Annotated in this window: 12 protein-coding genes and 1 tRNA gene; 11 read left to right on the forward strand and 2 right to left on the reverse strand. The window is 69.4% G+C overall.

Translation table 11 applies throughout. The features are described from left to right. Positions 1-89: 89 nt before the first annotated feature. Complete coding sequence (lon, locus tag ABN611_RS09730; protein ID WP_350279483.1) at positions 90-2,441, forward strand: endopeptidase La; 2,352 nt, start codon at positions 90-92, stop codon at positions 2,439-2,441. Positions 2,442-2,627: 186 nt separating this feature from the next. Next, positions 2,628-4,988 carry a penicillin-binding protein gene (locus ABN611_RS09735; protein WP_350279484.1) on the forward strand — a complete coding sequence of 787 codons (2,361 nt, stop codon included), beginning with the start codon at positions 2,628-2,630 and terminating at the stop codon, positions 4,986-4,988. 50 nt (positions 4,989-5,038) lie between these two features. Here the strand turns inward: ABN611_RS09735 and ABN611_RS09740 are convergent, their stop codons facing one another. Further along, positions 5,039-5,506 carry a GatB/YqeY domain-containing protein gene (locus ABN611_RS09740; protein WP_350279485.1) on the reverse strand — a complete coding sequence of 156 codons (468 nt, stop codon included), beginning with the start codon at positions 5,504-5,506 and terminating at the stop codon, positions 5,039-5,041. Positions 5,507-5,532: 26 nt separating this feature from the next. On the opposite strand from ABN611_RS09740, the gene ABN611_RS09745 reads away from it, so the two are divergent. The 9 genes from ABN611_RS09745 to ABN611_RS09785 all read left to right on the forward strand — a co-directional run bounded on the left by ABN611_RS09745 (position 5,533) and on the right by ABN611_RS09785 (position 12,328). After that, the gene (locus ABN611_RS09745; RefSeq protein WP_350279486.1) at positions 5,533-6,477 is read left to right on the forward strand and encodes a metallophosphoesterase; all 945 of its coding nucleotides are present in this window, start codon (positions 5,533-5,535) and stop codon (positions 6,475-6,477) included. A 24-nt stretch (positions 6,478-6,501) separates the two neighbouring features. Then, positions 6,502-6,578: transfer RNA gene (locus ABN611_RS09750), tRNA-Pro, on the forward strand. A gap of 68 nt (positions 6,579-6,646) precedes the next feature. After that, complete coding sequence (locus tag ABN611_RS09755; RefSeq protein WP_350279487.1) at positions 6,647-7,987, forward strand: J domain-containing protein; 1,341 nt, start codon at positions 6,647-6,649, stop codon at positions 7,985-7,987. Between the two features lie 4 nt (positions 7,988-7,991). After that, on the forward strand, positions 7,992-8,621 hold the full coding sequence (gene lipB, locus ABN611_RS09760) for a lipoyl(octanoyl) transferase LipB (protein ID WP_350279488.1): 630 nt from the start codon (positions 7,992-7,994) through the stop codon (positions 8,619-8,621). A 9-nt stretch (positions 8,622-8,630) separates the two neighbouring features. Beyond that, a complete protein-coding gene (locus tag ABN611_RS09765; RefSeq protein ID WP_350279489.1) occupies positions 8,631-9,113 on the forward strand; it encodes a hypothetical protein in 483 nt (160 codons plus the stop codon). Next, a complete protein-coding gene (locus tag ABN611_RS09770; RefSeq protein WP_350279490.1) occupies positions 9,106-9,804 on the forward strand; it encodes a carbohydrate-binding family 9-like protein in 699 nt (232 codons plus the stop codon). The genes ABN611_RS09765 and ABN611_RS09770 overlap by 8 nt, the downstream gene beginning before the upstream one ends. Positions 9,805-9,847: 43 nt before the next feature. Further along, entirely contained in the window at positions 9,848-10,777 is a 930-nt protein-coding gene (locus ABN611_RS09775) for a tetratricopeptide repeat protein (RefSeq protein ID WP_350279491.1), read from the forward strand. A gap of 131 nt (positions 10,778-10,908) precedes the next feature. Further along, positions 10,909-11,697 (forward strand): CoA transferase subunit A, encoded by a 789-nt coding sequence (locus ABN611_RS09780; protein ID WP_350279492.1) that lies wholly within the window; start codon positions 10,909-10,911, stop codon positions 11,695-11,697. A gap of 1 nt (position 11,698) precedes the next feature. Next, on the forward strand, positions 11,699-12,328 hold the full coding sequence (locus tag ABN611_RS09785) for a CoA transferase subunit B (protein WP_350279493.1): 630 nt from the start codon (positions 11,699-11,701) through the stop codon (positions 12,326-12,328). On the opposite strand, the gene ABN611_RS09790 is transcribed toward ABN611_RS09785, so the two are convergent. Continuing rightward, positions 12,318-13,433 (reverse strand): hypothetical protein, encoded by a 1,116-nt coding sequence (locus ABN611_RS09790; RefSeq protein WP_350279494.1) that lies wholly within the window; start codon positions 13,431-13,433, stop codon positions 12,318-12,320. The two genes, ABN611_RS09785 and ABN611_RS09790, sit on opposite strands and share 11 nt — an antisense overlap. Positions 13,434-13,573 lie beyond the last annotated feature (140 nt).

Consider the following 13,573-nt stretch of genomic DNA (forward strand, 5'->3'; position numbering starts at 1 on the left):
CGTCGGCGAACACTCAGCGACCCGGGAATTACTTGCTTACACCTGTGGTTGAGCCTGTCAGACTCAATCTTGGAAAAGGGTGTGACAGCGTGACCGATACGTTGAATCTTCCTGTACTGCCGCTGGACGACGCCGTGGTCCTGCCCGGGATGGTCGTGCCGGTCCGACTCGCCGACAGCGAGGCCCGGGCGGCGATCGACGCCGCGCAGGCCGCCGGCCACGACCAGGTGCTGCTGGTGCCGCGGCTGGACGGGAAATACGCCAAGGCCGGAGTGCTCGGTGAGATCGAGCAGATCGGCCGGCTGCCGGGCGGCGCCCCGGCGGCCGTGATCCGCGGGGCCCAGCGGGTCCGCATCGGCGCCGGGACCACCGGCCCGGGTGCGGCGCTCTGGGTGGGCGCGACGGTGATGCGTGAGATCACCGACAACCGCTCCGCCGAGCTGGCCCGCGAGTACAAGACCCTCACCACCTCCGTGCTGCAGCGTCGTGGCGCCTACCAGGTGATCGACTCCATCAAGCAGGTCGAGGACCCGGCAGAGCTGTCCGACCTGGCCGGCTACGCGTCGTACCTGACCAACGAGCAGAAGTCCTGGCTGGTCGAGAACCCGAACGTGTCCGAGCGGCTGGAGAAGCTGATCGGCTGGGTGAAGGACCACCTCGCCGAGCTCGAGGTCTCCGAGACGATCCAGAAGGACGTCCAGGAGGGCATGGAGAAGCAGCAGCGCGAGTTCCTGCTGCGCCAGCAGATGGCCGCGATCCGCAAGGAACTGGCCGAGCTGGACGGCAAGGCCGAGTCCGAGGAAGAGGACTACCGGGCCCGCGTCGAGGCTGCCGATCTGCCCGAGCACGTGAAGAAGGCCGCGCTCGCCGAGGTCGACAAGCTGGAGCGGACCGCCGAGCAGTCCCCCGAGGTCGGCTGGATCCGGACCTGGCTGGACACCGTGCTCGAGCTCCCGTGGAACGAGCGCACTGAGGACAGCTACGACATCCGCGAGGCGCGGGCCGTGCTGGACGCGGACCACGCCGGTCTCGACGACGTGAAGCAGCGCATCACCGAGTACCTGGCCGTACGCCGCCGGCGCGCGGACCGTGGTCTCGGCGTCGTGGGCGGCCGCCGCAGTGGCGCCGTACTGGCGCTGGTCGGTCCGCCCGGTGTGGGTAAGACCTCGCTGGGTGAGTCCGTGGCGCGCGCGATGGGCCGGAAGTTCGTCCGGGTCGCCCTGGGCGGCGTGCGGGACGAGGCCGAGATCCGCGGCCACCGGCGGACGTACGTCGGTGCGCTGCCGGGCCGGATCGTCCGCGCGATCACCGAGGCGGGCTCGATGAACCCCGTCGTACTGCTGGACGAGATCGACAAGGTCGGTGCGGACTACCGGGGCGACCCGACGGCCGCGCTGCTGGAGGTCCTGGACCCGGCGCAGAACCACACCTTCCGGGACCACTACCTGGAGGTCGAGCTGGACCTGTCCGACGTGGTCTTCCTGGCCACGGCGAACGTGCTGGACTCCATCCCGGCGCCGCTGCTGGACCGGATGGAGCTGGTGCAGCTGGACGGGTACACCGAGGACGAGAAGGTCACGATCGCCCGTGACCACCTGCTCCCGCGTCAGCTGGAGCGGGCGGGCCTGACGGCGGACGAAGTGACGGTCGAGGACTCGGCGCTGCGGCTGCTCGCGGGTGAGTACACGCGGGAGGCCGGCGTCCGGCAGCTCGAGCGGTCGATCTCCCGGGTACTGCGGAAGGTGACGGCCAAGCTGGCACTCGGCGAGGACCTCGGGCAGCTGTCCATCGGCGCCGGGGACCTCAAGGGGTACCTGGGCTCGCCGAAGTTCACGCCGGAGTCGGCCGAGCGGACGGCGCTTCCGGGGGTGGCGACCGGACTGGCGGTGACCGGTGCGGGCGGTGACGTGCTTTTCGTCGAGGCGTCGCTGGCCGACAAGGAGACCGGCCCGACCGGGGTCACGCTGACCGGGCAGCTCGGTGACGTGATGAAGGAGTCGGCGCAGATCGCCCTGTCGTACCTGCGCTCGCACGGCGCGGAGCTGGGGCTGCCGGTCGGCGACCTGGCCGAGCGGAACGCCCACATCCACGTACCGGCCGGTGCCGTCCCGAAGGACGGACCGTCGGCGGGTGTGACGATGACGACGGCGCTGGCTTCGCTGCTCTCCGGACGGCCGGTCCGTTCGGAGGTCGCGATGACCGGTGAGGTGTCGCTGACCGGGCGGGTGCTCCCGATCGGCGGTGTGAAGCAGAAGCTGCTCGCCGCGCACCGGGCCGGGCTGACCACGATCCTGATCCCGAAGCGGAACGAGCCGGACCTGGAGGACGTGCCGGAGTCCGTGCTCGCGGAGCTGACCGTGCACCCGGTGAGCGACGTCCGCGAGGTGCTGGACCTGGCGCTGGAGCCGGCCGAGGTCGGCGCGCACCAGTTCGCCGCCTGATCCGTCGTACGACGGTCGGAGGAGCCGAGGGCCCGAGCAGTCGCTCGGGCCCTCATCCTTTCGGATGAAAGTTGTCCAGCGACAGTGACCGAACTCACAGTCGCAGGCGTAACCCGAATCGCTGATCCCGTAGTCTTTACAACCATGCGCGTCAGGGAAAAAGGCGACCGGGGAGTCGTCCAATCGGTGGTTCTGTTCCTGGGGGTGAGCGTGCTGTCGGGGGCCCTGGCCGCCGGTCTCGCCATCCCGTTCGCCGGCCTCGCCGGCTTCACCACGGAGAAGACCTCCGAGTCCCTGCAGGACCTGCCGCAGCAGTTCGACGAAGTACCGCTGAAGCAGAAGAGCACGATCCTGGCCGCGGACGGTTCGCCGATCGCCACCATCGCGGAGCAGAACCGGGTGCCGGTCAAGCTCAGCCAGGTCGCGCCGATCATGCAGAAGGCGATCGTCGCGATCGAGGACGACCGGTTCTACGAGCACGGCGCGCTGGACGCCAAGGGCACCCTGCGCGCGCTGCTGCAGAACCAGTCGTCGGGCACCGTGCAGCAGGGCGGTTCGAGCATCACCCAGCAGTTCGTGAAGATCAGCCTGGTCGAGAAGGCGCGCACGCCCGAGGAGGTCGCGGCCGCGACCGCCGACACGTACCAGCGCAAGGTCGCCGAGCTGCGGTACGCGATCGCGGTCGAGAAGCAGTTCTCGAAGAACGAGATCCTGGAGAAGTACCTGAACCTCGCCAACTTCGGCGACGGCGCGTGGGGCATCCAGGCCGCGGCCCAGCACTACTTCTCGGTGAACGCCTCCCAGCTGACGCTCCCGCAGGCCGCGATGCTGGCCGGCCTGGTGAAGAACCCGACCGGCTACGACCCGACCAACAACCCCAAGCGCGCCAAGGACCGCCGCGACGTGGTCATCCGCCGGATGCTCGAGCTGAACGTGATCTCGGTCGCGCAGGCCAACTCGGCGCTCAAGACCCCGGTCATCGACCCGGCCAAGGTCCGCCCGATCAAGCTCGGCTGCGCCAACGGGCCGTACCCGTTCTTCTGCGAGTACGTCGTCTCCGAGCTGGAGAACAACCCGGCGTTCGGCAAGACCAAGGCCGAGCGGTCGAACTACATCAAGACCGCGGGTCTCACGATCCGCACGTCGCTGGACCCGAAGACCCAGAAGGCCGCGCAGCGCTCCATCGACAGCCACTCGAACCCGACCGACCAGGCCATCGCCGCGATCACGATCGTCGAACCCGGCACCGGCTTGGTGAAGGCGATGGCGCAGAGCCGTCAGTACGGCAACAAGCGCGGGCAGACTGCGTACAACTACAACGCCCCGAAGACTTATCCGGGCGGGTACGGCGGCTTCCAGAACGGCTCGACGATGAAGGCGTTCACGGTCGCGGCGGCGATCCAGAAGGGGATTCCGCTCAACTACAAGATCCCGTCGCCGAGCCCGCTGAACATGGGCGGCCAGAAGTTCAGCACCTGCGATCGGCCGATCAAGGTCGAGGACAGCTACCGGCCGAAGAACTCGACGACCAACGTGCCGGTCCCGACCATGATCCAGGCGACGCAGAAGTCGACCAACACGTACTTCCTGCAGCTCGCGCAGCGCACCGGCCTGTGCCCGATCGCCAAGATCGCGTCCGCGCTGGGGATGTACGACGCGCAGTCGCTCAAGCCGCTCGAGCAGGTCGCGTCGATGACGCTCGGCGTCGGTTACATCAGCCCGTTGCAGCTCGCGAACGCGTACGCCGCCTTCGCCGCCCGCGGCATGTACTGCACGCCGTGGATGATCACCTCGGTCAAGGACTCGGCCGGCAAGGCGATCAACACGCCCGGCGCACAGTGCAAGCAGGTGCTGGCGCCCGAGGTCGCCGACGGCGTCAACGCCGTACTGCACCAGGTCATGGAGCCCGACGGCACCGGCGGCAAGCTCAAGTTCGGCAAGAGCGATCTGGCCGGCAAGACCGGAACCATCCAGGAGGCCAAGGCCGTCTGGTACGCCGGTTACTCGACCAAGCTGGCCGCCGCCGCGACAGTGGCCGACGCGTCGCTGCCGTACAAGCCGCTGCAGGGCCAGAGCCTCAACGGCAGGCGCATCAACGACCCGTCCGGTTCCGGCACCGCCGGGCCGATCTGGAAGTCCGCCATGCAGGCCGCCCTGCAGGGGTACCCGACGACGAAGTTCGTCGCGCCGTCCGACAAGACGCAGCGCGGGGATGTGAAGAACCTGCCGTTCGTCAACGGCATGAACCCCGAGGACGCCGCCAACAAGCTCCGGCAGGCGGGCTTCGAGGTCGCGATCGCCTCCGGCACCGTGAACTCCGAGGAGACCGCCGGCACCGTCGCCTACACGGACCCGCGCCAGCGCGACGGCGCCCCGGCAGGCTCCCTGGTGACGATCTACGTCTCCAACGGCAGCAAGAAGAACCAGCCCGCGAAACCGACCACCACCCAGACGGTCAAACCCCCGGGCACCCCCACCACCCTCAACCCCAACTGCCCACCCTGGAACCCCAAGTACCCGAACTGCGGCGGCCGCGGCAACCGCTGACAACACCGAGGGCCTCGTCCACGCGCGGACGAGGCCCTCTTGTCATGTCGTCAGGCGCCGAGTTGGCGCTTGACCTCGGCGGAGACGACGGCGCCGTCGGCCTTGCCCTTGACCTTGGGCTGGAGGGCGCCCATGACCTTGCCGATGCCGCGGGGGCCCAGTTCGGCGGCGCCGGTGGCGGCGATGGTTTCGGTGACCAGGGCCTTGATCTCGTCCTCGGTGAGTTGCTCGGGGAGGTACTCGGCGAGGATGTCCGCCTCGGCCTGTTCCTTGTCGGCGAGTTCGGCGCGGCCGGCCTCGCGGTACGCGACGACCGACTCGCGGCGCTTCTTCGCCTCCGAGCTGAGGACGTCGACGATCTCGGGGTCGGTGAGCTCGCGGGCCTCCTTGCCGGCCACCTCCGCCTTGGTGATCGCGGTGAGCGCCATCCGCAGGGTCGACTTGCGGATCTCGTCGCGCGCCTTCAGGGCGGCGGTCATGTCGTCGTGCAGGCGCTGCTTCATTCCGGAGTTGGACATACCCCAGATTGTGGCAGGCTGGTGAGATGAGTTTGCGCGGGATCGCCAGTGCCACCCTGAAAACCACCGCAGTGGTCGGCGCGGTGGGCGCTGCCTGCGTCGCGTACGCGGCCGGGATCGAGGTGCGCTGGTTCACGTTGCGCCGGGTGACCGTGCCGGTGCTGCCGGAGGGCACTGCGCCGCTGAAGGTGCTGCACCTGTCGGACCTGCACCTGATGCCGGCCCAGGAGAAGAAGATCCGCTGGGTCAACGACCTGGCCGCGCTCGAACCCGACCTGATCGTCAACACCGGCGACAACCTCGCGAGCGAGCACTCGGTCCGTCCGCTGCTCCGGGCGTACGGCGATCTACTCGACCTGCCCGGGGTGTTCGTGTTCGGCTCCAACGACTACTGGAAGCCGCACTTCAAGAACCCGGGCAAGTACCTGCTGCCGGCGCACAAGCAGCGCCACAAGCCGCACGGCCCCGACCTGCCGTACGAGGAGATGCGCCGCGCGTTCACCGGCGCCGGCTGGACGGACCTGAACAACGCGAAGGCCACCCTCAAGGTGAACGGCCTGCGCCTGGACTTCGCCGGTACCGACGACCCGCACATCAAGCGCGACCGGTACGACGAGGTGGCCGGCGAGATCGACCACGCCGCCGACCTGTCGATCGGTGTCACGCACGCGCCTTACCAGCGGGTGCTGAACGGCTTCGTCGGCGACGGGTACCCGCTGGTCCTCGCGGGCCACACGCACGGCGGCCAGCTCGCCGTACCGTTCTACGGCGCCCTGGTGACGAACTGCGACCTCGACACGTCCCGCGTGAAGGGCCTCACCAGCTGGGGGTACGCCGGTCGTCAGGCGGCGCTGCACGTGTCCGCGGGCCTCGGTACGTCGCCGTACGCGCCGGTCCGGTTCGCCTGCCGGCCGGAGGCGACGCTGCTCACACTGGTCCCGCGGATTAACCCGATTTCGTCCGGGCGCTGAGCCCATGTAAGCTACTCGCGACTTCGGGCTGTGGCGCAGCTTGGTAGCGCGCTTCGTTCGGGACGAAGAGGTCGCAGGTTCAAATCCTGTCAGCCCGACCACCATTGAGGGTCAGTCACTGCGGTGACTGACCCTCACTGCGTTAGGACGTGTCGCCGGAGGTGCTGGGGTGCGTGGGTCGGACCACTACGAGGTACTGAACGTCGACCGCAGCGCCAGCCCCGCGGAGATCAAGTCCGCGTACCGGAAGCTGGTCCGCCAGGTCCACCCCGACCAGGGCGGCAACGCGGCGCTGTTCCGGCTCGTGCAGGAGGCCTGGACCACTCTGTCCGATCCGGCGAAGCGGGCCGCGTACGACCGGCAGCTGGACAACGCAGGTACGCCGACCGCGCAGCCGCGCACCACTACGCGGGAGGAGCCGGACCCGGCCCCGGCGGACCCGTTCACCTGGTCCACCGAACAGCCGTGGGCGAACACGTCGCAACAGCAGCAGCACGACCAGCCGCCGCCCCAGCCGCAGGACGACCAGCCGCAGGAGCCGCTGCATCGGACCGACAGTGGCCCGGTCCACGCCGTCCCAACCTTCGGCCGCTGGCGTCTCCCGGCCCTCCTCGCCCTGGCGCTGTGGACGGCCCTGCTCGTCGGCGTCTACCTCAGCGACGGCATCCAGGACGCCTGGGACATCGCCCTGGGCGTCGGCATTGCCGGCATGCTCGTCCTGGCACTGCCTCCGCATTGGAGCCGGCGCGTGCCGCTGAGCGCCCTGCTCAAGGTCCTGGGCGCCGTCACCGCTGCCCTCTACCTAGCGATGCTCCTGTTCGCGAACGACGAGCTGAGCACACTGGACCGAGCGCTGGTCGTCGCTCTCGTCGTCGGTCTGGTGGTCGTCCGCGTCCTCACGGGCCGCTGGTCGAAGGCGCACGCGCTGGACAGGGCCGTCGACCGCACCGCCACCTACGAGTTCAACCTCTGGGGCCGCCCCGGCGAGCCCCTCGTAGAGACCACCCTGGCCGCGCCGATCACGCAGTACGACGTCATGCTGCAACGGCGTACCGCCAACCTCCTGGACCCTGTGGTCGCCGCACTCCCCGCAGCCAAACTGGTGCACGGCGCACAGCTAGGAGCCATGGTCGTCGACCACCTCCTGCTCAACGGCCACCGCGCCGCCCTGGTCCTCTCGCTGGCAGGCCCACCCGGTGCCTACTCCCTGGACGCGTACGGAGGCCTCCAACACAACGGCCAGCCCCTGGACAGCCCTGCCCAGGCCCTGGAGGGCGCCGTCCAGTCCTGGCGCGCCCGCCTCCGCCAGGTCGACGTACGAGGCTTCCTGATCATCCGCTCCGATACAGGCAAAGTCACCACCCACTACCGATCCGACGCGCCCGTCACGCCCCTAGCACCCCAGACCGCCGCCCGAGACCTCCTCACCTGGCTACAACCAGAGGGCAACGTGGTAGACCGCCAGGTCCTCTACGACATCCTCCACCGCGCACCGTACGGCCTAACCTGAACATATGCGGCGGGTTGAGCTCGGTGAGGTGGAGTACGGCGTTGCGGCGAAGGACATGCGGGGGTGGGTGGAGGAGCGGGTCGCCGGGAAGGCCGAGGATCGGCTGTTTCTGCTGAGCCATCCGCCGGTCATCACCTACGGTCCGCGGACCGTGCTCGAGGACCTGCCGGCCGAGACCGCCGGAATTCCCACCGTGGCGGTGGACCGTGGCGGGTTCGCGACGTACCACGGGCCGGGACAACTGGTCGGGTACCTGGTGATCGACCTGCACCAGCGCGGTCCCGTCGACATCGTGCGGTGGGTGGAGAACGGGCTCATCGACGCGCTCGGCTCCCTCGGGTTCCCGCTGGTACGGCGGGACACGCCGAAGGGCGCGAGCAGCCTCGTCGGGGTGTGGACCGCGGACGGGCGGAAGCTGTGCTCGATCGGGATGCGGATCCGGCGGGGCGTGACCAGTCACGGGTTCTCGATCAACGTCGACCCGGACATGTCGGTGTTTCACACGTTCACGAGCTGCGGGCTGCACGACGTCACGATGGTCTCGCTCGCGGAGCTGGCGGCCGAGCGCGGTACGGCGGCGCCGACCGAGGCCGAGGTCCGCGATGCCGTCGCCAACGCACTGGGAGCCCGATAACCTGCGGCAATGAGCCAGGAGGACGACGGCGACCGGATGCCGGACGATCTGGAAGCCGTGCTGGAGGCCGCCGACGAGGCGGACGAGGAGCGACCGGGGCGGTACGACGCCCCGCCGTTGCCGCCGGCGCTGATCCTGGCCGTCGTGGGCCTGCTGTGCGGGTTCGCGGTCATCGCGCTGGTGTGGCTGAGCGAACGCGGCTGCGAGCGGTTCCGGGACACCACGAACTGCGGCACCCTCGGGCTGCCGCTGCTGCTCCTGATCGTGGTCGGCACGATGGTGCTCGGCGGTCTCGCGCTCAGCCGGCTGGCGATGCCGCACCCGCGGCTGATCCCGTTCCTCGGGGTCGCCTTCATGATCGCGCTGGTCGTCGGCTTCCTGACCGGTCACCTGGACGCGCCCTGGATCATCGCCGTCGTACCGGCGCTGACCGCCATCACCTTCCTGCTCGCCAACCTCGTCGCCCGACTGCTGGAGCGTGCCGATGCCTGACCTGCCCGTCTACGAGTGCCCGCGGACCGCCACCGCCCCGAACCTCGACGGCACCCTGACCGACCCCGCCTGGGAGGCAGCGCCCTGGACGAGTGACTTCGTCCCGATCCACGACGGCCCGGCGCCGCGGTTCCGGACCCGGGCGAAGCTGATGTACGACGAGCAGTACCTGTACGTCGGCGGCCTGCTCGAGGAGCCGCACGTGTGGTCGACGATGACCGAGAAGAACAGCAAGCTCTTCCACGAGAACAACTTCGAGCTCTTCCTGGACCCGGACGGCGACGGGCTGAACTACTACGAGTTCGAGATCAACCCGCTCGGAACGATCTGGGAGCTGACGCTGCCCAAGCCGTACGTCGACGGCGGCGTCCCGATCGACCCGACGAACCTGCCCGGCCTGCGCACCGCGATCCACGTCGACGGCACGGTCAACGACCCCTCCGACACCGACACCGGCTGGTCGGTCGAGCTCGCCGTACCGTGGGCCGATCTGGCGCCGTACAACGAAGGCCGCGCCACCCCGCCGAATCCGGGCGACGAGTGGCGGATGAACCTGATGCGCTGCGAGTGGCCGCACGAGGTGGTCGACGGCGGCTACGTGAAGGGCGAGGACCTCGAGTTCTGGGTCTGGTCCCCGCAGGGCGTCGAGGACATGCACCGGCCGGCCACCTGGGGCGTGCTCCGTTTCTGACCCCGTGACACGGCGTTAACACGGCCGCGAGAGAATGAGGCACGTGAACTTGGGGGGCTCCGAACCACACGGTCTGGAGGCGGACCAGGTCGTCAGCGCGATCGAGCGCGCGTGTGAGAGCGACCTGCGCACCGCCCTCCGGCTGGTTGCGCGCTACTCCGCGTACTGGTGGTCGAACGGGCTCCAGGACGAGGCTGCCGCGGCGGCCGAGCGGGTGCTCAGCATGCTCGGCCGCACCGTGCCGGTCGGGCTGGACGAGGAGTACCTGCTGGCCGTCATCCACGGCGCTGCGTCGGCTGAGCAGGAGCAGATCGAGCTGGCCCAGCAGATCGTCCTGACGGCGACCGGCCCGTTCCGGTACTCCGTAACCGTGCTGCTGTGGGCCCTCGTCTTCGGGCCGTTCGAGTCGGCGGCAGTGGTCGAGGAGGTGCTGGAGCGGAACGAGAGCGGCGACGCGTGGACGCGGGCAGCAGTCGAGCTGTGCCGCGGCTACCCCGGTCTGACCACGGCTACACCGGCTGACGCGGCGCAGGCGCTGCGGACCGCACTGGGTCGTTTCCGGATGCTGGAGGACCGCTGGGGCCTGTTCCTCTCCCTGAGCGCGCTCCGGCAGGTCGTGGACGAGCCGCTCGACATCACGACCGAGGCGCTCCGGCTGGCGGAGGAGCTGTTCCTAGCAGAGGAGACCGCGCTGCTGCTGTGCGAGCGTGCGGACCTCTACCGCGCGGCCGGCAAACTGGAGGACGCGCACGAGGACTACGCCCGGGCCCTGTCGATCGGCGAGCACGCGGACCTCCCGGAGACGATCGCGGCCGCGCTGATCGGGCTGGGTCGCGCGGCCCGCGGTGTCGGGAACCTTCCGGCGGCGCGCGCGCACCTGTCCGCCGTACTGGACCTCCCCGACCAGGACGACGCGCACTTCGAGGCGCTCCACGAACTCGCGGCGCTGAACGCGTCCGAGGCGTCGGCATAGCACCCGACCACACACCCCGGTGGTACGCCGCCACATCTGTGGCACCGCCCACATCGCGAGACGCGGTCCGGCTGGTTAGAGTCGGGATCGAATCGGCAGATGACACATTGGCCACTGCAACGGAGCAGCTGATGGACAAGACGTACGGGTCGCCGCAGGAAGCGGTGGCGGACATCGAGGACGGGGCCAGCCTCGCGGTCGGCGGCTTCGGGTTGTGCGGCAACCCGATGCAGCTGATCAGTGCGCTGCACGACAAGGGGGTGTCCGGACTCAGCGTCGTGTCGAACAACTGCGGCGTCGACGACTGGGGGCTCGGGATCCTGCTCGCCGACAAGCGGATCGCCAAGATGACCTCGTCGTACGTCGGGGAGAACAAGGAGTTCGCGCGGCAGTTCCTGTCCGGGGAGCTGGAGGTCGAGCTGACGCCGCAGGGCACGCTGGCCGAGAAGCTGCGGGCCGGCGGCTGCGGGATCGCGGCGTTCTTCACGCTGGCCGGTGTCGGCACGCAGGTCGCGGAGGGCGGTCTGCCGCAGAAGTACAACACCGACGGGTCGGTCGCGAAGGCGTCGGAGCCCAAGGAGACCCGGGAGATCAACGGTACGACGTACGTCCTGGAGGAGTCGATCACGACGGACTTCGGGCTGGTGCACGCGCTCAAGGGCGACACCCACGGGAACCTGGTCTTCGACCGCAGCGCGCGGAACTTCAACCCGCTGGCCGCGATGGCCGGCCGGGTGACGATCGCCCAGGTCGAGGAGCTGGTCCGGCCTGGTGAGCTGGACCCGGACGAGATCCACCTGCCGGGCGTCTACGTGCAGCGGGTGGTTGCGGTCGGCAAGGACATCGAGAAGCGGATCGAGAAGCGTACGGTGCAACCGCGGGAGTCCTTCGAGGCTCAGCGCGAGAAGCTGGAGGCCTGAGATGCCACTCACCCGTGAGCAGATGGCCGCCCGGGCCGCCGCCGAGCTCGAGGACGGCTCGTACGTGAACCTCGGCATCGGCCTGCCGACGCTGGTCCCGAACTACATCCCGGACGGCGTCACGGTCGTGCTGCAGTCCGAGAACGGCATCCTCGGCGTCGGGCCGTACCCGGTCGAGGGCGAGGAGGACCCGGACCTGATCAACGCCGGCAAGGAGACCGTCACGACGATGCCCGGGGCGTCGTTCTTCGACTCCTCGCTGTCGTTCGGGATGATCCGCGGCGGCGCGATCGACGCGGCGATCCTCGGCGCGATGCAGGTGTCGGCCAAGGGCGATCTGTCGAACTGGATGATCCCCGGCAAGATGGTCAAGGGCATGGGCGGCGCGATGGACCTGGTGCACGGCGCCAAGAAGGTCATCGTGCTGATGGAGCACGTCGCCAAGGACGGGTCGCACAAGATCCTCGAGGAGTGCGACCTGCCGTACACGGGCCGCGGCGTGGTGAACCGGATCATCACCGACCTCGCGGTGCTCGACGTGACCGAGGACGGGCTGCAGCTGGTGGAGCTCGCCGAGGGCGTCACGTTCGACGAGCTCCAGGAGAAGACCGGCGCTCCGATCAAGCAATGAACACGGTTTCCGAAAGCGTGTTCCGCCAGTCGTACGGGCGGTGCCGGAGGTGCTGGTCGAAGAACGCCGGGACGTAGGTGCGGAGGGCGCGGAGCACGTCGCTCGCGTCCGCCGTACCGATGGTGTTCGCGATCAGTTCCGGCGGGACGGTGAAGAAGCGCTGGAACCACGGGATCAGGGCCTGGTAGTCGACGAAGCTGTAGTGGCGGCCGTTCGGGAAGTTCAGGTCGCGCTTCCAGCCTGTTGAGTTGTCCCAGAACATGCGCCAGGACGGATCGGCGCGGTGGTCGTGCGGGCCCGGGCCGGTGGTCCCGGCGCCCATCAGCAGGAACGGGCGGTCGGTGCCTTTGGCAACGGTTGGGCAGTCGGCCGGGTCGGCGTACCCGTAACCGAGTTCTCCGTCCATGTCGATCGCGGCGCGGACGCGCGGGTCGGCGACCAGCAGGTCGATCGAGCTGAGACCGCCGGCCGAGTGCCCGTACGCACCGATCCGGTCGAGGTCGAGGATTGCGCCGAGGCCTTTCGGCAGCGGGCGCTGTTCCGCGTCCGGGTTGGCGCCGCGGGCGAGCCGGGCGAGGCAGTCGAGGACGAACCGGAGATCGGCGAGGCGGGCGGACCGGGCGATCAGGGCGTAGGGCTTGGGCGGCAGGGTCTGTACTTCGAGCCGGTTGCCGGGGAACTGGACGGCAGCGACCTCGTAGGTGTGGTCGACGGTCACCACGACGTACCCACGACTGGCGAGCTCGGCCACACTGATCGACGCCAGACCGCGCGGTACGCCGAACCCGGGCGAGAACAGCACCACCGGACGGCGCCCGGGCAGCACCGGCGCTTGGAGGCCGGCGTGGCTCTTCGCACCCACCCAGTCCACGGTCCCGACCGGCTGCTGAAGCGCAACCGCCGCGCCTTCCCCGTAGTACGCAGCAGTCAACGGCGGCAAATACGCCGCAGCCTCCACCACCCGCCGCGCCGGATACCAAACACTCACCATCAACTCCCGCGCCCGCCCCGGCACGTACGGGTCATCCCGCGCGTGGTCGACGAGGTGCAATTCCGTAGTACCCACCGCGAACGGCCCGGTCGGCCGAGGCAGCCGAATCTCCACGCCTGATCCCCGCAACCCCCCGACCCGCACGGGGGCGTGGGCGCCGCCCGGCTCCCCGCCTGCTGCGAGTGCGCTGGATGCGCCTGCGCCGAGCGACGAGCCGGCGAAGCCGGCGAGTGGGGTGAGGACGGTGGCGGTGA

The organism is Kribbella sp. HUAS MG21 (assembly GCF_040254265.1).
Taxonomy (GTDB): Bacteria; Actinomycetota; Actinomycetes; order Propionibacteriales; family Kribbellaceae; genus Kribbella.